At 65.5% G+C, this 22,982-nt stretch carries 16 protein-coding genes; 6 read left to right on the top strand and 10 right to left on the bottom strand.

What is annotated here, in order from left to right; translation table 11 throughout:
* Positions 1-51: 51 nt before the first annotated feature.
* The 3 genes from ACFJI2_RS21735 to ACFJI2_RS21725 are packed head-to-tail and all read left to right on the top strand — an operon-like array spanning position 52 to position 4,609.
* A complete protein-coding gene (locus ACFJI2_RS21735; RefSeq protein ID WP_377701856.1) occupies positions 52-1,899 on the top strand; it encodes a type I secretion system permease/ATPase in 1,848 nt (615 codons plus the stop codon).
* Between the two features lie 12 nt (positions 1,900-1,911).
* Positions 1,912-3,264 carry an HlyD family type I secretion periplasmic adaptor subunit gene (locus ACFJI2_RS21730; RefSeq protein ID WP_377701855.1) on the top strand — a complete coding sequence of 451 codons (1,353 nt, stop codon included), beginning with the start codon at positions 1,912-1,914 and terminating at the stop codon, positions 3,262-3,264.
* Between the two features lies 1 nt (position 3,265).
* Complete coding sequence (locus tag ACFJI2_RS21725) at positions 3,266-4,609, top strand: TolC family outer membrane protein (RefSeq protein ID WP_377701854.1); 1,344 nt, start codon at positions 3,266-3,268, stop codon at positions 4,607-4,609.
* Between the two features lie 48 nt (positions 4,610-4,657).
* Here the strand turns inward: ACFJI2_RS21725 and ACFJI2_RS21720 are convergent, their stop codons facing one another.
* From ACFJI2_RS21720 to ACFJI2_RS21685, 8 genes are all read right to left on the bottom strand, one after another.
* Positions 4,658-5,767: an acyltransferase family protein gene (locus ACFJI2_RS21720; protein WP_377701853.1), complete on the bottom strand. Its 1,110-nt coding sequence runs from the start codon at positions 5,765-5,767 to the stop codon at positions 4,658-4,660.
* Positions 5,768-5,785: 18 nt separating this feature from the next.
* Positions 5,786-6,670, bottom strand: a complete 885-nt coding sequence (locus ACFJI2_RS21715) for a sulfurtransferase (protein WP_377701852.1) — start codon at positions 6,668-6,670, stop codon at positions 5,786-5,788.
* A 226-nt stretch (positions 6,671-6,896) separates the two neighbouring features.
* A complete protein-coding gene (locus ACFJI2_RS21710; protein ID WP_377701851.1) occupies positions 6,897-7,538 on the bottom strand; it encodes a hypothetical protein in 642 nt (213 codons plus the stop codon).
* Between the two features lie 3 nt (positions 7,539-7,541).
* Positions 7,542-8,279 carry a TPR end-of-group domain-containing protein gene (locus tag ACFJI2_RS21705; RefSeq protein ID WP_377701850.1) on the bottom strand — a complete coding sequence of 246 codons (738 nt, stop codon included), beginning with the start codon at positions 8,277-8,279 and terminating at the stop codon, positions 7,542-7,544.
* A gap of 27 nt (positions 8,280-8,306) precedes the next feature.
* Complete coding sequence (locus ACFJI2_RS21700) at positions 8,307-11,309, bottom strand: tubulin-like doman-containing protein (RefSeq protein WP_377701849.1); 3,003 nt, start codon at positions 11,307-11,309, stop codon at positions 8,307-8,309.
* Positions 11,310-11,338: 29 nt separating this feature from the next.
* Positions 11,339-12,178 carry a DUF4384 domain-containing protein gene (locus ACFJI2_RS21695; protein ID WP_377701848.1) on the bottom strand — a complete coding sequence of 280 codons (840 nt, stop codon included), beginning with the start codon at positions 12,176-12,178 and terminating at the stop codon, positions 11,339-11,341.
* A gap of 17 nt (positions 12,179-12,195) precedes the next feature.
* Positions 12,196-13,518 carry a caspase family protein gene (locus ACFJI2_RS21690; RefSeq protein WP_377701847.1) on the bottom strand — a complete coding sequence of 441 codons (1,323 nt, stop codon included), beginning with the start codon at positions 13,516-13,518 and terminating at the stop codon, positions 12,196-12,198.
* Positions 13,518-14,255, bottom strand: coding sequence for a hypothetical protein (locus ACFJI2_RS21685; protein ID WP_377701846.1), 738 nt, complete (start codon positions 14,253-14,255; stop codon positions 13,518-13,520). The genes ACFJI2_RS21690 and ACFJI2_RS21685 overlap by 1 nt, the downstream gene beginning before the upstream one ends.
* A 205-nt stretch (positions 14,256-14,460) precedes the next feature.
* Between ACFJI2_RS21685 and dnaE the strand changes: the two genes are divergently transcribed.
* Positions 14,461-18,006: a DNA polymerase III subunit alpha gene (gene dnaE / locus ACFJI2_RS21680; RefSeq protein WP_377701845.1), complete on the top strand. Its 3,546-nt coding sequence runs from the start codon at positions 14,461-14,463 to the stop codon at positions 18,004-18,006.
* A gap of 26 nt (positions 18,007-18,032) precedes the next feature.
* On the top strand, positions 18,033-19,895 hold the full coding sequence (locus ACFJI2_RS21675) for a DUF4214 domain-containing protein (protein WP_377701844.1): 1,863 nt from the start codon (positions 18,033-18,035) through the stop codon (positions 19,893-19,895).
* Between the two features lie 31 nt (positions 19,896-19,926).
* Here the strand turns inward: ACFJI2_RS21675 and ACFJI2_RS21670 are convergent, their stop codons facing one another.
* Positions 19,927-20,157 (bottom strand): DUF6139 family protein, encoded by a 231-nt coding sequence (locus tag ACFJI2_RS21670; protein WP_107981021.1) that lies wholly within the window; start codon positions 20,155-20,157, stop codon positions 19,927-19,929.
* A gap of 100 nt (positions 20,158-20,257) precedes the next feature.
* Positions 20,258-21,256, bottom strand: coding sequence for a DUF535 family protein (locus ACFJI2_RS21665; RefSeq protein ID WP_377701843.1), 999 nt, complete (start codon positions 21,254-21,256; stop codon positions 20,258-20,260).
* A 190-nt stretch (positions 21,257-21,446) separates the two neighbouring features.
* On the opposite strand from ACFJI2_RS21665, the gene ACFJI2_RS21660 reads away from it, so the two are divergent.
* Positions 21,447-22,979 carry an ATP-binding protein gene (locus ACFJI2_RS21660; protein ID WP_377701842.1) on the top strand — a complete coding sequence of 511 codons (1,533 nt, stop codon included), beginning with the start codon at positions 21,447-21,449 and terminating at the stop codon, positions 22,977-22,979.
* Positions 22,980-22,982: the final 3 nt, after the last annotated feature.

Here is a 22,982-nt window from a genome sequence, read left to right as displayed (position 1 = left end):
ACCACGCCGATTTTGCTGTTCATGCGTTCCTACCGCACCGCTAATGCATCCATGAAAAATTTCCTCAAGCCGAAGAATGAAATCGAGCAGGTGCTCGCCAAGTTCAAAAGTACCTTCCTCACCGTGGGCGCGTTCAGCGCCATCAGCAATATGCTGATGCTGGTGCCCTCCATTTACATGCTGCAGGTCTACGACCGCGTGCTGCCTAGCCGCAACGAGACCACGCTGCTGATGCTGACCCTGATGATGCTGGGCGCTTACCTGTTCATGAGCCTGCTCGAACTGGTGCGCAGCTTCGTGCTGGTGCGCGTCGGCGCGCGCTTCGACATGGAAATGAACAAGCGCGTGTACACCGCCGCGTTTGAGCAGAACCTGAAGAGCGCCGGCGGCAATGCGGGCCAGTCGCTGATGGACCTGACCAATATCCGCCAGTTCCTGACCGGTAACGCGCTGTTCGCCTTCTTCGACGCGCCCTGGTTCCCGGTCTACCTGGTGGTGATCTTCCTGTTCGAGCCGTCGCTGGGCGTGTTTGCGCTGTGCGGCACGGCAGTGCTGGTGGTGCTGGCCTACGTCAACGAGCGCGTGTCCCACAAGCCGCTCGGTGAAGCCAATTCCATGTCCATTGCCTCCACCAACCTGGCCACGAACAATCTGCGCAACGCCGAGGTCATCGAATCGATGGGCATGCTGCCCAACTTGATGGGCCGCTGGCTGAAGCTGCATGGCCGCTTCCTGCAGCTGCAGGCCGAAGCCAGCGAAAAGGTGGGCCGAGTTGCCGCCGCCACCAAATTCGTCCAGGTATCCCTGCAGTCGCTGGTGCTGGGTTACGGCGCGCTGCTGGCCGTGGAAGGCAAGATTACCTCCGGCATGATGATTGCCGCGTCCATCCTGGTGGGCCGCGCGCTGCAGCCGGTGCAGCAAGTGATCGGCGTGTGGAAAAGCTACAGCAGCACCCGCAGCGCCTACGAGCGCCTGACCAAGCTGCTGGCCGAGAATCCGGCCCGTTCGGCCGGCATGCCGCTGCCCAAGCCGCTTGGCGCGCTGGCGGTGGAAGCCGTTACAGCAGGCCCTCCGGGTGCCAAGGCGCCGGTGCTGCAGGGCGTGTCGTTCACGCTCGATGCCGGTGAAGTGCTGGGCGTGATCGGGCCGAGCGGCTCGGGCAAATCGACCCTGGCGCGCCTGCTGGTCGGCATTTGGCCTGCCGTGGTGGGCAAGGTACGCCTGGACGGCGCCGATATTTACCAATGGAACAAGGCTGAACTCGGTCCCCATATCGGTTACCTGCCGCAGGATATTGAACTGTTTGGCGGTTCAGTCAGCGAGAACATCGCGCGCTTCGGCAATATCGATCCGGAACAGGTGGTGCTGGCCGCGAAACGGGCGGGCGTGCACGACATGGTGCTGCATCTGCCTAAGGGTTACGACACCCTGCTGGGCGACGGCGGCGTCGGCCTGTCCGGCGGCCAGCGCCAGCGCCTGGGCCTGGCGCGCGCCCTGTACGGCGATCCGGCCGTGATCGTGCTCGACGAGCCGAACTCGAACCTGGACGACATCGGCGAGCAGGCCCTGGTGCAGGCCGTGGTGGAATTGCGCCAGCGCGGCAAAACCATCGTGCTGGTAACGCACCGCACCAACATCATCGGCGCGACGACCAAGCTGCTCATGCTGCGCGAAGGCCAAGTGGCGATGTTCGGCCCGACCCGCGACGTGCTGAACAAACTGAACGAAGCCAACCAGAAGGCATTGCAGGCACAGCAGCAAGCTCAGGCGCAAGCCCAGCAGGCTCAAGCCCAGCATCAGGCACAGGCCCAAGCACAGGCCCAGCAACAAGCACAGCAGCAAGCCGCCGCGGCGCAGCAGCACAGCGCTGCCGTCAAGGCGACTACGGAAGGGGAATAACAGATGGCTAATATGCTTACCAAACACAGCGCGCCGACCGACGTGGTCACGCACGACGTCACGCCGCTGGAAGTCGATACCGATGCGCGTTCCTATTCGCGCTTCGGCTGGCTGGTGATACTGCTGGGTGTAGGCGGTTTCATGTTGTGGGCCATGCTGGCGCCGCTGGACAAGGGCGTGCCGATGCCCGGCACCGTGGCCAAGGAGAGCAACCGCAAGCTGATCCAGCATCAAACCGGCGGCACCATCCAGGAAATCCTGGTCAAGGACGGCGATGTCGTCAAGAAGAATCAGGTGCTGGTGCGCATGAATAACGTCCAGGCCATCAGCCAGGCGGAAACCACGCGCGCCCAGTACATTACCAGCCGCCTGACCGAGGCGCGCCTGCTGGCCGAACGCGACGGCCTGAAGTCCGTGCCGTTCCCGCCTGCGCTGGAGTCGATGAAGAACGATCCGCGCGTGTCGGCCGGTTTCAGCCTGCAAAACCAGCTGTTCACCTCGCGCCGCATGTCGCTGGAAAATGAACTGGCTGCGTACGATGAAAACATCGCCGGCCTGAAAGTGCAGATCACCGGCCTGGAAGAGTCGCGCGAAAGCAAGAAGCAGCAGCAAACCTTCCTGAAGGAACAGCTGGACAATCTGCGCGACCTGGCGAAAGAAGGCTATGTGGCCCGCACCCGCCTGCTGGACGCGGAGCGCACTTACGCGCAGACCAACGGCCAGATTTCCGAGGACATCGGCAATATCGGCCGCGCCCGCCGCCAGGTGACCGAGATTACGCTGCGCCGCAGCCAGCGCACGCAGGACTTCCAGAAGGAAGTGCGCGGGTCGCTGGCCGACACGCAGCGTGAAGCGGAAGCGCTGAGCAGCCGTATCGCCGGACTCGAGTACGAGCTGAACAATACTGAAGTGCGCGCGCCGGTGGACGGCACCGTAGTTGCGTTGGCGGTGTTCACGCCGGGTGGCGTGGTGGGACCCGGCGCCAAGATGATGGAACTGGTGCCGACCGACGACGCGATGATCGTCGAAGGCCAGCTGCCGGTGAACCTGATCGACCGCGTGCATGTGGGCCTGCCGGTTGAACTGGTGTTCTCGGCCTTTAACGTCAACAAGACGCCGCACATTCCGGGTGTTGTGATACAAGTATCGGCCGACCGTACTGTGGAAGAGCGTACCGGCATGCCCTACTACAAAGTCCGCGCCCGCGTATCGCCTGAAGGCGCCAAGCTGATCGCCCAGAAGCAGTTGGCCATCCAGCCCGGCATGCCGGTGGAAATGTTCGTGAAGACGGGCGAGCGCACCCTGATGAGCTACCTGCTCAAGCCGGTCTTCGACCGCGCCAAAACCTCGCTGTCGGAGGAATAAGATGAGTGGTACCAACACACGGCTGGCCGCAGTGCTGAAGGCTGCCTTTTCCGGCGTGCTGCTGTATGCAGGCAGTGCGTCGGCCATGACGCTGTTGCAGGCGTACGAGGCGGCGGTGGTCAACGATCCCACCTACCAGCAGGCGGTACAGGACGCCGAAGCGGGCAAGGAGTACCGCATCCTGGGCCGCTCCGCGCTGCTGCCCAACGTGTCGGCCAGCTATTCCGCCAGCAAGGTCAATGCCGAGCAGGTGGTGCACACGATCGCTGGCGATTCGCCGTCCTCGCCCAAATACATCAGTCGCTCCAGCAGCGTGAGCTTCCGCCAGACGCTGTTCAACCTGGACGCGCTGGCTCGCTACAAGCAGGGCAACGCACAGTCCGCCTATGCGCTGGAGAACTTCGCCGGCCGCACGCAGGAAATGGTGATCCGCGTGCTCAGCGCCTACATGGACGCCTTGTATGCGAACGAGCAGGTGCGCATCGCCACCGCGCAGCGCAACGTTTACATCGAGCAGAAAGCCGTCAACGACCTGCTGTTCAAGAAGGGCGAAGGCACCAAGACCGACATGCTGGAAACCCAGGCCCGCCTGGAAGTGGCCGAGGCGCAGCTGCTGGAGGCGAAAGACAACCAGCAAACGCAGCTGGCCACCTTGTCCGGCCTGGTCGGCCAGGAGGTGACGGTGCTGGATGAATTGAATCCGGACTTCCGCCTGCCACCGCTGGTGGAAGGCGACTTTGAAACCTGGCGCAAGAAGGCGCTGGAGCAGAATCCGGATTTGCGCGCGCAAGTGTATGCGATCGAAGCGTCGCGCCAGGAAGTGAACAAGAACCGGGCCGGCCACGCGCCGCGCCTGGATTTCGTTGCCAGCTATTCGAAGGCCGATGCTGAAACGCTGAACACCTACAATCAGGATTCCACCAACCGGGCTGTCGGCATCCAGCTGACCGTGCCGCTGTACGCAGGCGGTTCGGTCAGCGCGTCGACGCGCCAGGCGTCGGCGGGTCTGGAGCGCGCCAAGGCGGAGTTGCAGGTGCGGACCGACAAGGTAATGGTCGAACTGCGCAAGCAGTATGCGGCCGTGCTGAGCAGCGTGGCCAAGATCCAGGCACTCGACAAGGCGGTCAGTTCAGGCGAACTGCTGATCACCGCCACTGAGCAAAGCATCAAAGGCGGCGTGCGCATCAACCTGGACTTGCTGAACGCCCGCCAGCAGCTGTACACCACCCAGCGCGATCTGGCGCAGGCGCGCTACACCTACCTGCTGTCTGTGCTGAAGCTGCGCGCGGTGGCCGGCGAACTGGGGCCGGATGATGTGCGCCAGGTAGCAGCTTATTTCAAATAAAAGCGGCACCGGAGTGAAAAAAGCCTGCAGTTTGAACTGCAGGCTTTTTTATGCCGCCGCCGGTGCTGCGGCAGGGCGCCGCAGTTTGCCGGCGAGGCGCTTGCCGTATTCGCTGGAGGTGGTCTCTATGGTTTTATGCAGCAGCCAGGCCAGCGCAATGACCATCGCCAGCACCACGCACACGGCGTAGCCGTAGGCCAGGCCCTGGTGCATGATGACTTTCAGCAGCACGTAGCCGGTCAGCGCATGCACCACGTACAGGGGATAGCTAATGTCGGCGAAGAAGTCCAGCACGCGGACCGGGCGGAAGCGGTTGCGTACGCCATAGCACAGCGCGAACACCAGGAGCGCGTACACATAGTATTCGGCCAGCACCGGCACCTGGTCGCGCTGGGTGCCGAAATGCCAGGCCGCGATAAAGGCGGCCAGCAGCAGCACGGCGCCGGTGGCCAGCTTTGACAGCGTCAGCAGGCCACGGTAGTGCTGATAGAACAAGGTGCCGATCAGCATGAACAGCACGTAATTCAGGTCCGTGCCCAGACCGGCCAACACGCGGTACACGAAGGGAATGCCTTCCAGCGACGGCAGGGCCAGGTCCAGGGCGATGACGGCGGCCGCGATGGCGGCGAACACCAGCGGTTTGCTGCCCAGCATGGCGCGCCAGCATAGCGCGGCGACCACATAGAATTTCAGCTCGATGGCCAGCGTCCAGTTGACGGTGTCGAGCGAGGCCAGACCGGCCAGGTTGTGCATCAGGAGCGCGTTCATCAGCAGGCGCTGCAGGTCCAGCAGGAAAGGCAGTTGCCAGTAGCGCGCAGACAGGTAGGTGGCCAGCAGCCCGATACCCAGGCAGGCCAGGTAGGTGGGGAAGATGCGCCAGGTGCGCGCCAGCAGGAAGCCGGCGCCGCTGTTTTTCTGCAGGCTGAAGGGAATCACGAAACCGCTGATCAGGAAAAACAGCGCCACGCCGAACGGCCCCTTGAAGTAGGGGAAGTCCATATGCCGCACCCAGTTTGGCGCTACCAGCTGCAGCTCGGGCGAGAACGTTACGCCGGCCACCACCGCCTGGGCGCCGAAGTACACGCCGAAGTAATGGGTGATGACGATGAGGAGGGCGGCGATGCCCCTGAGCTGGTGTGCGAACAGAAGTTTGGGCATCTGCGCCGGGCTCCGGATTTATTGTTTAGCGTAGCAGTGCGGGCAGGACACGCCGTACACGTATTGTTCCGACAGCTGCTCGCGCGGGGTGACCACGGCGCGGCAGGCGAAGCACTGGGTGGTTTCCACCGCTTCCAGCTGCGGATTGAGCGCGGTGCGGTAGTCGAACACGAAGCAGTCGCCCGTGTAGTGCGCGCCGCCCACTTCCTCGAAGTACTTCAGGATGCCGCCTTCGAGCTGGTAGACGTTGTTGTAGCCGATGTTCTGCATGTGGATGGCGGCTTTTTCGCAGCGGATGCCGCCGGTGCAGAAGGTGACCACGGTCTTGCCTTCGAAGTCGGCCTTGTGCGCCGCGATCACTTCCGGGAACTCGGTGAACTTCTTGATGCGGTAGTCCACCGTGTTGTCGAATGTGCCCACGTCCACTTCGAAGTCGTTGCGGGTGTCGACCATGACGACCGGCTTGCCGGCGTCGTCGTGGCCCTGGTCCAGCCAGCGCTTGAGGGTGTGCGCTTCCACGAAGGGCGCGCGGCCTTCCTCGGGCTTGATCAGCGGCATGCGCATGGTGATGATCTCTTTCTTGATCTTCACCAGCATGCGCTTGTGCGATTGTTCGGTCGACAGGCTTTCCTTCACTTCCAGGTCCGCCAGGCGGGCGTCGCTGCGCACCCAGGCCAGGTACTGGTCGATGTCGGCGCGCAGGCCGGACAGGAACATATTGATGCCTTCGGGCGTCAGCAGGATGGTGCCTTTCAGGCTCAGCTGGGCGCAGATCGCCTGGTATTGCGGGCGCAGGTCTTCCAGGTTGTCGAGCGTGATGAATTTATAGGCAGCGATGTTGACATACGGGGTCGCCGTTGCTGCGCCGGCTGCTGCGGGCGCGCTGGAGGTGTGAGCTTGCATGGTGCGTTTTTCAGGAAAATGCGGAACAGCCGCTATTATAAGCCGAGCGCGGGAACTCACTCGAAAATGGCGCTCTACTAAAATGATGTCGCCCGTCCGCCAGACGCGGCGCTTCATGAGGCAATATAAGAAACTGCAAAAGCATACACCTGATCAGCCTGCAGACCGCGGGCCGCACGAGAATTTCTATCGTGATCTGAACGCTGGCCGGATCTGTGAAGCCGTTTCAGGGATTCCGCCAGCGCGCCATCATGGCGTCATAGCGCGGATCGTCGCGCAGCGCCTGCAGCGGGGATGCGTCGAGCTGCGCCCAGTTGCGATAGCCTTGCCGCAATGCCTGCTCCAATTCCCGCAATGCGCCATCCGCGTCGTGCTCTTGCGCCAGCGTTGCCGCGCGCGCAAAGCTCGCGTTGGCGGGCGTGGCCGGGAGCGGCGGGGCTGCCGGCCCGGGGAAGGGCGCTGGCTGCGCTACTGTTGCAGGCTCCGGTGCCGGTGCCGGTGCTGGGGCAGGGACTGGCGCGGCGGCCGCCGGGGCGGCGGGGCGGCGCTGGTAGTACACGGCGCCCAGCAGGGGCAGGTCGATGTGCATACGGTCGCGGCTGTCGAAGCGGAAGGTCAGGTCGACGCCGCCCGGCACCACTAGCCGGACTTCGTCGCGCTGCCCTTCCACGCGGCTGATGGGCAAACTCATGGCCGTGCCGCCTACGCGCAGCGTGCGGGCATCGATGTCGAGCTGGGGGCCGATCGGCAGGCCGATGCCATCCAGCTTGAAGTTCTCCGCCTCCCAGTGGCCGACAATGCGTTCCGGTTCGCTGGAGTTGCACGCCGCCAGCAGCGCCAGGCCCAGCCCGCACAAGACGCGCCGCATCGCTTATTTCGCCGGTTGGTAGCGCTTGAGCAGGGCCGCAAAGCGGGCGTCCTTGCGCAGCGGCGCCAGGTCGCTGTCCTGGGCCAGCTGGTCGAAGTAGGGGAAGCCTTTCATGAAGCTCGCTTCCAGTTCCTTCAGCGCGTCGTCGGTTCGGTTCTGGCGCACGCGCAGTACGCCTAGGTTATAGTTGACGAGGGACTGGCGCTGGTCTTTCTCCTTGGCGGCCAGCAAGTCCTTTTCCGCGTCCTCCAGCTTGCCCTGTGCCAGCTTGGCCACTGCCAGCTTGATCAGCTCGTTGGCGGCCGCCTTGCTGCTGGCCAGTTCAGCATCGCCGGCGGCGCCGCTGACCAGCTGGGTTTCGCCCTGGCGCTTGAGCGCTGCCGTTTCGGCTGCGTCAGGCACGATGCCGTGGCTGGCGGCGGCCGGTTCGGCAGGCGGGGTGGCGGCGGGCGCCGCAGCGGCCGGCGCCGCAGCGGTTGCGCTGGCCGGCGCGGCCGCCGGGCGATGGCTCAGGTACCAGGCGCCGGCAGCGGCGAGCGCCAGGACCACCGCGCCGCCGCCGGCAAGCAGTGTCTTCTTGCTGCTGCCGCCTGCTGGCGCCGCAGTGCCGGGCTGGACCGCGGGTACCAGCGGGCTCTGGCAGGTTGGACACTTGTTGTCGCTGGCGGTCGGCAAGTCGAACAGTTCGCGCGCGTCGGCCCGCGGGCAGTCCACCAGGGCCGGGCAATGATATTGGGTCATAGTATCGTCGTTGAAGGAGTGTAAGGGTCAGGCTGGCAGGCCGATCAGTTGTTTCATGGTGTCGCCCATGGCGTCGAGCGTCATGTACTCGGGGTCCCGCTCGTTGTACTGGGCTGCTTCCAGGCGCGCGTTGACCATGTCGTTGTACTGCTTGTGCAGTTCGTTTTTCTTTTCGATGTGGCGGTACTGCTCGGCGATCGCAGCCGTCACGGCCTCGTCTATGGCCTGCTGCAGCGTGGGCGTCTGGGGCGCTTCCAGCACCTGGGTCCAGGAAGCGCCGCCGGCCAGCACGTGGATGCGCATGCGGCCGTCCACCATCTGCTTCAGTATCCATTCCTGCAGCCCGGTTTCCGGGTTGCTGCGCTCGCTCACCATGGTCAGCAGGCGCGCCAGCAGCAGTTGCGGCTTACGGTTGCGTAGCGTCTGCACCTGGGCGCCGGTGCGGGCGAACAGCGGCGGCAGGGCGTCGCCACGGCCTTCGCTGTGCAGCAGCACGGCTTCCTTCGCGTCGCGCAGCAGGCCGTCGTAGTGGCCTTTCAGGAATTTCAGGCTGTCCAGGAAGCGCGCCGGCATCAGCGAAGACACTTTCATGACCACGATTTCGTTGGGTAGCGCGCCGCTGAGGATGGCCGTCTCGGATGTCCCGGGGTCTTTTTCGTCGCGGAACGATTGTTGCAGCGTCTGCTGGAACGCGCGGTTTTCCTCGCACTCGGGCAGCATCACGCAAATGGTCTGCTGGCGCCCGCGCGCGGCACCGTCGTTGCCCGGGACCACGCGGTTCACTTCGGCCTCGTCGAAGATCGCCATGCTGCCCGCTTCGCGGTACAGCTTGGTGACAAAGCTGCGCGTGGCGGCCGCGTTGCCCTCGTACTGGCGCGCCAGGCGCTCGACGATATTGACGTGCAGGACAGGCGTGGCGTTCTTCGCCAGTTCGGTGTGCGCCGCTTCGGTGATGGCGGCGGCCTGCTGCGACAGGGTGTTGAGCAAGGCGCCATCGCTGACGCGCTGGGCCAGCTTGTCGAAGCCGTCGACTTCGCTGCCGCCAAGCGCGATGATGGCCTTGCGCACCTGCTGGGTACGCGCCAGCTGGTCGCGTTCGTTTAGCGTCATGTCCTTCATCAGTGCCTTGACGGCGCTGGCGTCGAAAATGCGTTGCTGGTAGACCGGGTCGTCGCCCTCGCGCAGGCGGTTGGCCTTATCGGCGCCGAAGCTGGCGGTGGCGCGTTCAAGCTGCTGGTGCAGGTGGTCGATGCGGCCGCGCAAGGTGGTCAGCAGGTCCATCGCCAGCGGCAGCAGGCGGGCGCCGAAGCCGTGGCCCTTTTGCAGCGTGCGCAGGGCATACAGCGCCTGATGCTTGTCGCGGATCTCGGAGAACAGCGTGTCGCGCTTGTCGCTCACCATGCGCTTGAGGAAGCCGACGTCGTTGAAGGCGCGCGCCAATTCGGCGATCTCGCTCTTCAGGCGCTCTTGCGCCTCGCCGGCACGCTGCACGCGCTCTTCGAACTCCTTCTTGCGCTCGGCCAGGTTGGCGAGCAGGGCGTCGCTGAACTGGCGCAGCTGCATCAGCGACAGCTCGCCGCTGCTCCAGCGCTGGAAGAAGTCTTTTTCCACGGTGGAGGCGATGTGGCGGGCCATTTCCAGGCGGGCCTGGTCCTTCACCTCGTAGAACTTGTGCACGCCGCCCAGGCGGCGGAAAGTGTCGTCATAGACTTCGCTCATCCGGTTGTCCAGGCGCGCGATCCAGTCTGCCTCCTTGAGCGTTTTGTCGGCCTTGATCTGGGCATCGAGCTGGCTGCCGATTTGCTGCCAGTATTCGCGCACCGGCTTCCAGCCGGCCTTCAGATCGTCCTCCAGGATGCCGGTGTCGAGCGTCAGGTGGGCATCGCTGAGCAGCAGTCGCTGCAGCACGTCCGGCTTGCGCGCCTCGGAGCCCCAGTCTTTTTGCACCGCTTCGTTGGCATAGCCTTCGCCCTGGCGGAAGTTGTTGAACATGAGCTGGCGGGTGGCCTGCTCGGCAAAGCTGTAGGCCATGAACTCGCGGATTTCCTGCTCCGGCACCACCACGCGCTTGATGCCGAAGGTCATGAACAATTTGGCACGGGCCGGCTGGCCGTCGTCCATCTCGATGAAGTTGGTGTCGTTCTCGCCCCGCTCGGCGCGCTCCAGCGCGGTCCAGCGCTGGTTCAGCGTCTTCTGGTACAGGAACTCGGCCATGATGCGCGGCACTTCGTCCTTGACGCCGAAGCGCACCTTGTTCTCGTTGATGTGGTTGACCAGGTAGCAGCCGTTGAAGTACTTGCTGGCGGCCATGCGCCGGCCGTCGGCAACGTTGATCGGATGGTAGCTGCGCGCGCCCAGCGCGTTCAGCTCGGCCAGCGCGGCGTAGCCGTTGGCGTAGTAGGTGCTGTGGCCGGCCACCGCCTCGCCCCAGCTCGAGCCTTCGTCGGGCAGCAGCGCGTACACCATGATGCGGTGGTCGCTGTCGTTCGGGCGCAGCGCGCGCAGCTGGGCGACGGTGTCGACAATGAAACCGCTGCCGGTGCCGCCGGCCAGGCCGCAGACCACGTGGATGGTCGCTTGGGCCGATTTGGAAGCGGTCTCCAATTCTTTCAGGCGGTCCTCCAGCAGCTTGCGGATCTCCGTGGCGTTTTGCGCGAACACCAGGCGTCCGAGCTTACGGCGCTGGGAGGCGCCGGCGGTGCCGGTGTCGACGAAGTCGAACACATTGCGCGGCTCGATCCAGTCGCGCATGCCGGGGAAGGACTGCGGGTCGGCCAGGATGGGCAGCACGCCGCGGGCCGGGAACGTGCCGCGCTGGGCGCGCGCCAGCGAAACGTCCTTGCCCAGCACGTCCCACTCATGGCTCTCGTTGGCCACGTCTTCGGACGTGTCCAGGTAGGCAAATTCGAAATGGGCTTCGGACGGGCTGTTGCCCTTGGTGTCGCGGTTGCGTTCTATGGTCTTGCGCAGTTCGCGGATGACTTTGCCGCCGGTGCCGCCGAGACCGACGATCAGATGGTTGTTGGACATGGGTAGTAAGCTGTGAAGGAGAGCGGAATTTACTGGTGGACCAGCTTGAGTTTCAGGTGCAGCGAGTCGTCCGGCTTGGCCTTGGGCTTGACCACGTAGGAGGCCACCTGGCCGCCGGCGGCCGGCTTGGGATCGTCGCTGAAGATGATGGCCTTGGAGGCATACGCCGGCGCGCAGGCGGCCGGGGCGCTGTCTTCGGAGTAGTGCACGCCTTTGGCGGCAAACGAAGGCGCGCTGCTGTTCATGGCCAGCTGCGCGCCGCCGCAGGCAGGGGCACCGGCCAGGCGCGGCGACGGGTCGGACACCAGGTCCGGCTTGGCGCCGCGCAGGGTCTCGCCGGGATGCTCCAGCGGTTTAGGCGACATCACCACGCTCAATTGTTCGATGCCCGGCTCGCCGTCGAACTCGAATGCGCCGTGAGCAGGCAGGAATACCACGCCCATGGCGTCCAGCATGGCGCTCTGGCCGGCGTTTGGATACAGCTGCGTGAGCTTGCCGTCCGGGCCTTCGTTCATGATGTAGACATAGGTCGGGCGGCTGACCTTCACGCCCAGCTGGAAACGCTCGCCGCTTTTGAACGTGCGGCTGGCCAGCACGTCCTGGGTGGCGCCGTCGGCTTGCTTGAGACGGATAAAATAGCTCGCGCCCAATGCGGGAGCGGCCTTGCGCGCGGCGGTCTTGGCCGTGGCCTTGGGGGCGGTGGCCACGACCTTGGCCGCTGCCGGCTGGGCGGCGGTGCCGACCGCCACGGCCTGGTTGTCGGCGCCGAAGAAGATGGCTTTGGCGCTATAGCCGTCCTGGGCGGCGGCGCTGCCGGCCAGCAGCACGGCCAGCAGGCCGGCGACGGTAACGGTGTTGCGAGTATTCATGGGCGCTCCGGTAAGGGTTACTGGTACAGGTTGTTCAAGGCGGGCGGCACGGTCGACAGCTGGCGCGGCACTTGCTGCTGGCGGCCGCCGGTGACCGTGCGCGCCTTTTGTTCGGTGAAGCTGCGCGCCTGATCGAAAGCGGGCTGGATCTGGCCCTGATGCTGGTCCAGGTAGTCGAAAAAGGCTTGCGTGAAGAAGGAGCCGCGCAGCTGCTTGCCCGGCGTGGCGGGGCTGTCGAACAGCCCGACGTCGGCCGGTGGGCCGAGCGATTCCTGGCCTTCGCTGGTAGCGGTGATTAGCGTGTAGCCGGCCCGCTCGCGCTCGGCCGGGGCGCGCGCCGGCTGGCTGGACGGGGCCGCCGCCTGCGACACGAAGATGCCCTTGGAAGTGTATTGCGGACCGCTCCACGCCGCCAGCGACAGCCCTTCGCGCTCGCTCTGGCCGCCGTTGGCCTTGACCGCGTAGCCCTGGCCGCTGTCCGGTATGCCGCGCAGCATTTCGCCGCTGTAGCAAGTGTCGATAAACACGCGCGTAGTGCGGCTGGGCTTGCGCGCCACGTCCTGCAACAGCGTGTCGCGTACCGAGCTGTCCTGCAGGTGCAGCAGGAAATCCGTTTGATCGCGGCTCTTGCGCCCGCCGCTGTCGCCCGAATCGTAGGCCGCGATGGACATGCGGCGCTGGTCCTTGCCGGCGGCGTCGGGCACGGGCTGGGTGCCGTGGCTGGAAACGTAGATAAAGACGGTGTCGTCCGGTCCGATGCTGCGCTCGAACTGCTGCAGCGCCTGTTCGATGCGGGCCTTGGTGGCTTGCTTGCCGAGCAGCGCGGTCACGCTGTAGCCGGCGCGCTGCAGCGTGTCGCGCACCACGGAGGCATCGTCTTCGCCCTGGATATCCTTCAAGTGGGCGCGGTCGCTGAACTGGTTGATGCCGACCACGAAAGCCCGCTTGGCGGCAGGCGCTGCACGGACTGCGCGCGCGCGCGCGTGCTCCGCCATGGCGCGTCCCGCCTCCAGCTCCCAGCGCTTTTGCTGCACGTTCTCGGGATAGAATGGCGAGGTTGATTTGAGGCCGACTACCGACTGCACGATAATAAAGGCCTTGTCCACCTCGTCTTCGTTGCGGTAGCTGCCGCCCAGGCGCACCCGGCCGACGCTGTCGCGGCTCACGGTGGCTTGCGCGAGGCCGTATTCGCGCAGCTTGGCGCCGATCAGTTCCAGCAGCGGCTGCGGTACCTGATAACCCTGGAACGCGTTCTGGTAGCCCGGCATGGACTGGTTGGCACAGCCGGCCAGGGCCAGCAGTATCAGGGGCAGGGCCAGCCGGCGGTGCAGGGCGCGCATCAGATGACTGTCACCAGTGCCGAGCGGACGGCTGGTGCTTGCTTGTTGGCGGATACGCTGTATTCGATGCGGAAGGTGGTGCCGGCCCCGTCGGCCGGGATAGGCAGCGAGCCATGGTCGGTGTGCTCGCCCGCTTCCATCACGCGCTCTTCGCTGCCTTTGCCCATGAATGGCAGCTGCACTTCCTTGCCGTCCGGCTCCACCGCGAACAACTTGCGTTCAATGGTGACCGGCGTTTCCGCGCCGGTCGGGGTCAGCGCTGCAAAGCTCATGGCAATGTCGAGCTTCTGGCCAGCTTGAACCTTGTTTGCCACGCGCAGTTCGCGGATGGCAGTGACCGTGCCTTGCTTGGGCTGATAGCCATAGTCCTTCACTGCCTGCTCATAGCCCTTGCTGCGCTCAAGCTGCGATTCCGGCACCCAGGAAGGATTCTTGCGGAAGCACTTGCCGGCAGCCTGGTAGTGAGCCGTCACCAGGCCGATCGCGCCGCCGGCGACCGCACCGATGGCCACGTTCTTGGCCACGTCCTTGTTGGACTTGTCCTTGTCGATCAGCAGAGATTTGCCGAAACCGGCCAAGGCGCCAAGGGCGGACCCTTTCAGCGCGCTTTTCATCTTTTCCTTCTGAATGCACTGGTCCAGCTGGTCGTTGGCGGACTCCTGGGCCTGGACGGCTGCGCTGGCCAGCAGGGCGGTCAGCAGCAGGGCGACGGTGTTGCGGGTGCGGTGCAAGTGCATGCGTAGGCCTTTCCATACGGAAAATTGTTCTTAAAAACATAATAGCGTAATTTAAAAGTATTTTCTATATGGAAATAATTGTGTCACAACAACATTTATTTTTAACAATGCTTGTGGCGCCTTGCAGCGGGAAGGCGTTCAGTTGGCGGCAGCGCGCTGCGGCGCGGTAGAATAGCGGCTCATTGGAACACGGGCGAGCAGCAGCATGAATATGATGGCAATCGAACAAGAAGGCGGCGCCGTAGCCGCGCATCAGCCGCAGGGACCGGCTTTCGTCCACCTGCGGGTGCACTCCGAATATTCCATCGTCGACGGCCTGGTGCGCATCGATGACCTGATCGCCACCGCCGCCAAGGACAAGCAGGCCGCGCTGGCCGTCACCGACCTGGGCAACCTGTTCGGCATGGTCAAGTTCTACAAGGCCGCGCGCGGCAAGGGCATCAAGCCGCTGGTCGGCTGCGAAGTGTGGATCACCAATGACGACAACCGCGACAAGCCTTCGCGCCTGCTGCTGCTGGCGAAAAACCGCATGGGCTATTTGCAGCTGTGCGAACTGCTGTCGTCGGCCTGGCTCACCAACCAGTACAAGGGCCGCGCCGAGATCCGCACCGAGTGGCTGGCCGAGCGCGCCAACAAGACGTACGAGCTGCTGCCCAATGAGCGCACCGACAATGGCCTGATCGCGCTGTCCGGCGCGCAGTTCGGCGACATCGGCGCGGCCATCGACAACGGCAACCTGGAGCTGGCTGAGCGCCACGCGCAGAAGTGGTCCGCCATCTTCCCCGGCCACTTCTACATCGAGATCCAGCGCGCCGGCCAGGCCAACCAGGAGGCGCAGGTGCGCCACTCGGTGGCGCTGGCGGCCAAGCTGGGCCTGCCCGTGGTGGCCACCCATCCGGTGCAGTTCATGTCGCCGGACGAATTCATCGCCCACGAGGCGCGCATCTGTATCGCCGAGGGCGAGATGCTGGCCAACGCCAAGCGCGTCAAGCGCTTCAACGAGCAGATGCGCTTCCTGTCGCAGGCCGAGATGGCCGAGCTGTTCCACGACTTGCCGGCCGCGCTGCAAAACTCGGTGGAAATCGCCAAGCGCTGCAACCTCACGCTCACGCTGGGCAAGCCGCAGCTGCCGAACTTCCCCACGCCGGGCATGACCATCGACGACTTCCTGCGCGCCGAAACCAAGAAGGGCCTGGAGGAGCGCCTGGAGCAGCTGTTCCCCGATCCGGTCAAGCGCGAGGCCGAGCGCCCGCGCTACGAGGCGCGCCTGGAGTTCGAGAACGAGACCATCATCAAGATGAAGTTCCCGGGCTACTTCCTGATCGTGGCGGAGTTTATCCAGTGGGGCAAGAACAACGGCGTGCCGATCGGCCCGGGCCGCGGCTCGGGCGCGGGTTCGCTGGTGGCGTATGCGCTCAAGATCACCGACCTCGATCCGCTGAAGTACAACCTGCTGTTCGAACGTTTCCTGAACCCCGAACGCGTTTCGATGCCCGACTTCGACATCGACTTCTGCCAGGAAAAGCGAGAGCTGGTGATCCAGCACGTAAAGGACCTGTACGGGCGCGATGCGGTGTCGCAGATCGCCACCTTCGGCACCATGGCTGCCAAGGGCGCGATCCGCGACGTGGGCCGCGTGATGGACTTTGGCTATAACTTCTGCGACGGCGTATCGAAGCTGATTCCGTTCAAGCCGGGCAAGCCGGTCTCGATCGCCGAGGCCATCGAGGAAGAGCCGATGCTCAAGGAGCGCCAGCAGAACGAGGAGGAGGTGCGCCAGCTGCTGGACCTGGCGCAGCAGGTCGAAGGCATCACCCGCAACATCGGCATGCACGCCGGCGGCGTGCTGATCGCCCCCGGCAAGCTGACCGACTTCTGCCCGCTGTACACGCAGTCCGGCGACACCGGCGTGGTGTCGCAGTACGACAAGGACGACGTGGAGGCCGTGGGCCTGGTGAAGTTCGACTTCCTGGGCCTGACCACGCTGACCATCCTGGACCGCGCGGTGAACTACATCAAGGACCTCGATCCGGCCATGGCCGATTTCGACCTGGCCAAGCTGCCGCTGAACGACCGCGCCTCCTACGAGCTGCTGACCAAGGCCAAGACCGTGGCCGTGTTCCAGCTGGAGTCGCGCGGCATGCAGGGCATGCTGAAGGACGCGCGTCCCGACCGCTTCGAGGACATTATCGCGCTGGTGGCGTTGTACCGTCCCGGCCCGATGGACCTGATTCCCGACTTCTGCAAGCGCAAGCACGGCGAACGCTTCGACTATCCCGATCCGCGCACCGAGTCCATTTTGTCCGAAACCTACGGCATCATGGTGTACCAGGAGCAGGTGATGCAGATGGCGCAGATCGTCGGCGGCTACTCGCTGGGCGGCGCCGACATGCTGCGCCGCGCGATGGGTAAAAAGAAGGCCGAAGAGATGGCCGAGCACCGCGAGATCTTCCGCGCCGGCGCCGCCAAGGACGGCCTGTCGGCCGAGAAGGCCGACGAGATCTTCGACTTGATGGAGAAGTTCGCCGGCTACGGCTTCAACAAGTCGCACGCCGCCGCCTACGCGCTGCTGTCCTATCACACGGCCTACCTGAAGGCGCACCACCCGGCCGCGTTCATGGCAGCCAACATGTCGCTGGCCATGGACGACACCGAGAAGGTCAAGATCCTGGTCGAGGACTCGATCGACATCTGCGGCCTGACCGTGCTGCCGCCGGACATCAACAAGTCGGCCTACCGCTTCCGTCCGGACGGCGAGGCGCCGTCGGTCACCGGCAAGAAAGTCACGCAGATCCGCTACGGCCTGGGCGGCGTGAAGGGCGCCGGCCAGAACGCCATCGAAGCCATCATCGCCGCGCGCGAAGCGGGCGGGCCGTTCGTCAGCCTGTTCGACTTCTGCAAGCGGGTGGACAAGAAGCAGATCAACCGCCGCACCATCGAGGCGCTGATCCGCTCGGGCGCCTTCGACTGCCTGGGCGAGGACCGCGCGGTGCTGCTGGCTTCTGTCGGCTTCGCCATGGAGTGCGCCGACCAGGAAGCCAAGGCAGCCAACCAGGTGTCGCTGTTCGGCGGCGACGATTCGGACCTGGTGGCCCCGCCCGAATACGTGAAGGCCGCGCCGTTCACCGACCGCCAGAAGCTGGCCGAGGAAAAGATCGCGCTGGGCTTCTACCTGTCCGGCCACATGTATGACTCCTATGCGCAGGAGGCGCGCCGCTTCTCGCGCACCAAGCTGGCGGACCTGGAGCCGTCGCGCGAGCCGCGCATGATGAGCGGCGTGATCACCGGCATGCGCCCGCAGATGACGCAGCGCGGCAAGCTGTGGATCATCACGCTGGACGACAAGACCGCCGTGGTGGAGGTGACCGTGTACAGCGAGGTGTTTGACGAGAACAAGCGCATGTTCAAGGACGACGAATTCCTGGCCGTGGTGGGCAAGGTGTCGGAAGACCGCTTCTCGGGCGGCCTGCGCATTTCGGCCGAGAAGGTGTACGACATCATCGCCGCGCGCAGCCAGTTCGGCCAGCAGTTCGGCTGGACCATGCCGACCACGGTGGCGCCGGCCAAGCTGCAGGAAGTGCTGGCGCCTTACCGCGACGCCAACGGCTTGCCGGTGGCCATGCGCGTCAAGCCGCAGGGCGTCGATTGCGTGGTGCAGCTGGGCGAGGAGTGGCGCGTGGCGCCGTCGGACGCGCTCAAGCTGTCGCTCGAGCAGGTGCTGGGCGCGCGCGAAGTGGCAGTGGAATACTGATACAACGAGATTATTAGGACGAGCACATGGCAACCGTTACCGACGTCACCACCCCTTTGCTGTCCGGCCTGAACCACATCGATGCGCTGCTCGATGACGGCCCGGGCTGGAATTACCTGGCGCCGTCCACCGCCAACACCCTCACCTATACGTTCTCCACCGCCAGCGGCACGCAGACCGGCAACACCAGCCTGCAAGGCGCGCCCAGCGCCTTCAGCGCCGCGCAGCAGGCCGCCACGCGCGAGGCCATGGCCTATGTGAGCCGGCTGACCGGCATCACTTTCGTGGAAACGAGCAACGGCGCCGGCGCGCAAGTCCATTTTGCCAATGCCGACATCGCCGGCGCGCAGACTTCCGGCCTGTGCAGCTGGTCCTCCAGCTATTCCTATAGCGGCACCCAGGTCAGCGCCTACAGCGCCAAGGCCTATATTTACCTCGACAACGTGCAGTGGGGCGGCCAGAACGCCGTGCTCAACGGCGGCGAGGGCGCGGAAACGCTGCTGCACGAGATCGGCCACATGCTGGGCCTGAAGCATCCGTTCGAGGGCAGCATCCAGCTGCCGGATGCGACCGACAACACCTCGTACACGCTGCTGTCCTATACCAGCTCGGGCGGACCGTACAACAGCTACAGCCCGTATGACATCGCCGCGCTGAACTGGCTGTACGGCGGCGACGGCCTGGGCGGCGCGCTGGGCGTGAATTCGACCGGCGGCGGGCGCTACTACACCGGCACCGGCGCGGCCGACACGCTGACCGGCGGCAGCGGCGCCGACGCGCTGCAGGGCGGCGCCGGCAACGACGTGCTGAACGGCGGCGCCGGCAGCGACACCGCCATCTACACCGGCGCGCGCAGCGCCTACACCCTGCAGCAGCTGAGCGCCACCAGCTGGAAGCTGAGCGGCGCGGAAGGCACGGACACGCTCAACAACGTGGAGTTGCTGCGCTTTAGCGACCAGACGCTGGCGCTGGCCAGCCTGGACAACCTGGCGCCGCCGGCGCCGGTGCTGCAGTTCACCAAGGACGGCAGCGCTGCCGCGAGCGGCAACCGGCCCACCTTCAGTGGCACGGCCGAGGTCGGCGCAACGGTGGAAATTTTCAACGGCGGCGCGAGCCTGGGCACGGCCACGGCGGGTTCGACCGGCAAGTGGAGCTTGCAGCCGGTGGCGCTGGCCAACGGTGACTACAGCGTCACCGCCCGCGCCACCGACGCGGCGGGCTTGGTCTCGACGGCCTCGGCGGCGCAGAACTTCACGGTCTCCAGCAGCCTCAACTTGAACGGCACGGCGGGCGCCGATGTGCTGGCCGCCACAGCCGGCAACAACTACATCGGCGGCGGCGACGGCATCGACACCGCACTGTACAGCGGTGCGCGCAGCGGCTACACGGTGCAGCGCACTGCCGCCGGCTACACCGTCAGCGACCAGCTGGGCCAGGGCGGCACCGACGTGCTGGCCGGCGTCGAACGCCTCCAATTTGGCGACAAGAGCGTGGCCATCGATATCGACGGCATCGGCGGCCAGGCTTACCGCATCTACCAGGCCGCGTTCGACCGGGCGCCCGACCTGGGCGGCCTGGGCTTCTGGATCTACCACATGGAGCATGGCCTGAGCTTGCGCCAGGTGGCGGCCGGATTCATGGCCAGTCCCGAATTTGCCAAGCTGTACGGCAGTTCCGCGCCCAGCAACGACGTGCTGGTCACCAAGCTGTACGCCAACGTGCTGCACCGCGCGCCCGATGCCGAGGGCTACAAGTTCTGGATGGATTTCCTGACGTCCGGCCGGGAAAACCAGGCCGGCGTGCTGTACTGGTTCAGTGAGAGCCCGGAAAACCAGGCGCAGTTAATCGGCACCATCCAGAATGGCGTCGACTACGTGCCGTACAGCTAAGCAGACTACATGGGCTACATGGGCTGCAGGGCTACATGTCTTTCACGCTGGTGATGGCATAGCCTTTGGCGCCGATCTGCTGGTAGGGCCGCTCGATGTGGAAATCGGGCAGGGCGTCGGCGCCGTCGTCCACTTCCAGTGCCAGGCTTGCAGCTTGCCAGTCGGTGCTGATGGCCTCTTGCGGGATGGGTTTTCCTTCCGGAACGGCCAAGTAGGAATACAGGCCATCGTGTTCCGCTCGTCGGTAGATATCCAGTCGCATCGCATCCTCCCATCGTGGTGAAAAGCAATCGTTCCGCGATTCTACCCCGCCCGCGCGGCCAGCGCGCGCCGCGCTGGATCGCGGCGGCGCCGGGGGCGGTTCAGGCGGCGGCCAGCTCGGCGTCCATTTCCGTGCCCGCGCCGGGCATCGCGGCCGGGGCGGCCCCGGCCGCGTGCACGGCGCCCGGCTGATTGGCGCCGCCGGGGCGCGGACGGACGAAGCCGTCCACCACCTGGGCCGCCACGCCGGCCAGCAGTTCGTGGCGCTTGCGCGCTTCCGAGCGCTTCCTGGACGCAATCTCTTCCATCACCGGCGCCTGTAGCGGGCCGCAGGCCAGCGCGTAGTCGCCGTCGCTGCGCGGCTGCGCGCCCATCTCCAGCCAGAATGCGTTGTAGTCGGCGTGCACGCGGCCCTTGCGGATCTGCTTGAGCACGGCGCGGTTGTCGTTGCCCACCAGCAGCACCTGGCTGCAGCCGTAGGCGTAGCCGAGTTGCTGCACCAGGCGCAGCAGCAGGTTTTTCGGGCGCAGGCCGTGCAGGTCGCGGGTCGCTTCGCGCCCCAGTTCCAGGCCGGCGCCGCATTGCGGCCCTTGCAGGCAGCCCACGCCCACGCTGGCCGCGTGGGTCTGCGCGCCGTCGGCCAGGAAGGAGAACGCCACCGAATACACCAGCGCGCCGGCGCAGCGCAGTTGCAGCACCAGTTCGCCCTCGCGCTCCATCGGCACGATGGCGCGCAGGTCCACCTGGTAGACCGCGCCCGACTTGCCCTCGAAGCGCGCCAGCACCAGCGGGCCGCGCACGGCCTGCGCCACGGTGGCGCCCAGGTCGTGCTGCACCACGAAGCGGTAGTGCGCCGCCAATGCCGCCAGCCGCTGCGGGCGGTCCAGGCGGCTGCTCAGGTAGGGGCGGTAGATCTTGTGCAGCAGGCGCGGCTGCAGACGCGCCAGCTCGCGCAGCGCGCCGTGCGAATTGAGCACCTTCAGCCAGCCGCGCGTGAGTAGCGGGTAGGCCAGCGCGCGCGCCTGCAGTTTGATGGCCGCGCAAGCCATCGAAGGGAGCGATTTCCGTTCCAGCCCGGCGCGGAGGGTGATAGCCTGCATGTTGTTCGGTGCTCCAATGAAAAATGTGGGCGGCGAGGGCTGGGCCGTAGGAAACAGTAAGTTACAATCAGAAATATTAGCGATGGCCGGGCGCGCCCACAATTCGCGGATCAGTTAGGGGGAACACTTACATGACGCAGTGCTGGAGCGTATGCGCCACTTATTAGCAAGGTGGCACGGGCTGTTATTTTTGTTGCTATACCTGCTGCTCGACTGGCTGACCTATGTCGATCCCCTGTATGGCGTCAACATCACGCCCTGGAATCCGGACCCGGCGCTGGGCCTGGTGTACTGGCTGCGCTACGGAAAAAAAGCCGCGCTGCCATGGTTCGCGGCGTTGTTGCTGGGCGACATCTGGCTGCGCGGCATGGCGGCCGGCCCGGTCTACACCTTGCTGGGCGCGCTCAGCCTGACCGTGGGCTACGGCCTGATCGGCGAGGGCCTGCGCCGCAATTTCAGCACCAGCGCCATGTTCGACAACCGCGACCGCCTGCTGACCTGGCTGGTGGCGGTGGCGGCCGGCACCTTGCTCAACGCGGTGGCCTATGTGGCGCTGCTGTCGTCGGCCGGGCTGATCCCGGCCGGGCAGGGCGCGCTGGCCGTGTGGCGCTTCGCCATCGGCGACGTGGTGGGAGTGATGGTGTCCATGCCGCTGATCTGGATGCTGGCCGGCGAGGACAGCCGCGCCCGCCTGCGCGCCGCCGCCTGGCGCTGGGAAACCTTGGGCTACCTGGTGCTGGCCATCTGCATGCTCAGCGCCGTGTTCGGCCACATCGCGCGCGCCGAGTTCAAGCATTTCTATTTCCTGTTCCTGCCGGTGATCTGGGCCGCCACCCGCCAGGGCGTGTACGGCGCGGCGCTGATCGTGTTTTCGCTGCAGCTGGCCATCGTCACGCTGGTGCGCTGGACCAATGCGGTGGACATCGAAGTGGCCGAGCTGCAGCTGCTGGACGCGGTGCTGGCGCTGGTGGCCTTCTTCATCGGCATCGTGGTCGACGAGCGGCGCCAGGTGGCGGACGAACTGAAACACACGCTGCGGCTGGCGGCGGCCGGCGAAATGGCGGCCGCGCTGGCGCACGAGCTGAACCAGCCGATGACGGCGCTGTCGGCCTACGGCAAGGCGTGCGAGCACCTGCTGGAGCGGGGCGAGACGGGCGAGCTGCTGAAGGGCGCCATCCAGCGCATGGTGAGCGAATCGGGACGTGCGGCCGAGGTGGTGCGGCGCCTGCGCGACTTCTTCCGCACCGGCGCGCTGCGCCTGGAGCCGGTGCCGGCCAGCGCGCTGCTGTCGGCCATCACGCAGCAGTTCTTCAGCCAGTGCCGCGAGCAGGGCGTGGAGCTGGCGGTGGCGCAGGCGCCGCCGGTGTCGGTGCTGGCCGACCGCATCCAGGTGGAACTGGTGCTGCGCAACCTGCTGGCCAATGCGCTCGATTCGGTGGCCGCCTGCGCGCCGGGCCAGCGCCGCATCACGCTGTCGGCGCAGGCACTGGGCGGGGCGCGGCTGCGCATCACGGTGGAGGACAGCGGCGCCGGCGTGTCGGAGGCGCTGGCCAAGCGCCTGTTCGAGCCCTTCGTGTCGACCAAGTCCAGCGGGCTGGGACTGGGACTGGTGCTGAGCCGCGCCATCATCGAGGCGCACGGCGGCAAATTGTGGGCCGAAGTGGCCGGCCACGGCATATTCCGATTTATACTGCCGGCGCTGGAAGCCGAACCTGGAGAATAGTGG

This window comes from Pseudoduganella sp. UC29_71, assembly GCF_042693265.1.
Classification (GTDB): Bacteria; Pseudomonadota; Gammaproteobacteria; order Burkholderiales; family Burkholderiaceae_D; genus Rugamonas.
This window is presented reverse-complemented; position numbering and strand designations above follow the sequence as displayed.

Coding starts and splice junctions, on each gene's coding strand:
- ACFJI2_RS21735 (WP_377701856.1), top strand. CDS start 52: ATGAAAAATTTCCTCAAGCCGAAGAATGAAATCGAGCAGGTGCTCGCC.
- ACFJI2_RS21730 (WP_377701855.1), top strand. CDS start 1,912: ATGCTTACCAAACACAGCGCGCCGACCGACGTGGTCACGCACGACGTC.
- ACFJI2_RS21725 (WP_377701854.1), top strand. CDS start 3,266: ATGAGTGGTACCAACACACGGCTGGCCGCAGTGCTGAAGGCTGCCTTT.
- ACFJI2_RS21720 (WP_377701853.1), bottom strand. CDS start 5,767: ATGCCCAAACTTCTGTTCGCACACCAGCTCAGGGGCATCGCCGCCCTC.
- ACFJI2_RS21715 (WP_377701852.1), bottom strand. CDS start 6,670: ATGCAAGCTCACACCTCCAGCGCGCCCGCAGCAGCCGGCGCAGCAACG.
- ACFJI2_RS21710 (WP_377701851.1), bottom strand. CDS start 7,538: ATGCGGCGCGTCTTGTGCGGGCTGGGCCTGGCGCTGCTGGCGGCGTGC.
- ACFJI2_RS21705 (WP_377701850.1), bottom strand. CDS start 8,279: ATGACCCAATATCATTGCCCGGCCCTGGTGGACTGCCCGCGGGCCGAC.
- ACFJI2_RS21700 (WP_377701849.1), bottom strand. CDS start 11,309: ATGTCCAACAACCATCTGATCGTCGGTCTCGGCGGCACCGGCGGCAAA.
- ACFJI2_RS21695 (WP_377701848.1), bottom strand. CDS start 12,178: ATGAATACTCGCAACACCGTTACCGTCGCCGGCCTGCTGGCCGTGCTG.
- ACFJI2_RS21690 (WP_377701847.1), bottom strand. CDS start 13,518: ATGCGCGCCCTGCACCGCCGGCTGGCCCTGCCCCTGATACTGCTGGCC.
- ACFJI2_RS21685 (WP_377701846.1), bottom strand. CDS start 14,255: ATGCACTTGCACCGCACCCGCAACACCGTCGCCCTGCTGCTGACCGCC.
- dnaE (WP_377701845.1), top strand. CDS start 14,461: ATGAATATGATGGCAATCGAACAAGAAGGCGGCGCCGTAGCCGCGCAT.
- ACFJI2_RS21675 (WP_377701844.1), top strand. CDS start 18,033: ATGGCAACCGTTACCGACGTCACCACCCCTTTGCTGTCCGGCCTGAAC.
- ACFJI2_RS21670 (WP_107981021.1), bottom strand. CDS start 20,157: ATGCGACTGGATATCTACCGACGAGCGGAACACGATGGCCTGTATTCC.
- ACFJI2_RS21665 (WP_377701843.1), bottom strand. CDS start 21,256: ATGCAGGCTATCACCCTCCGCGCCGGGCTGGAACGGAAATCGCTCCCT.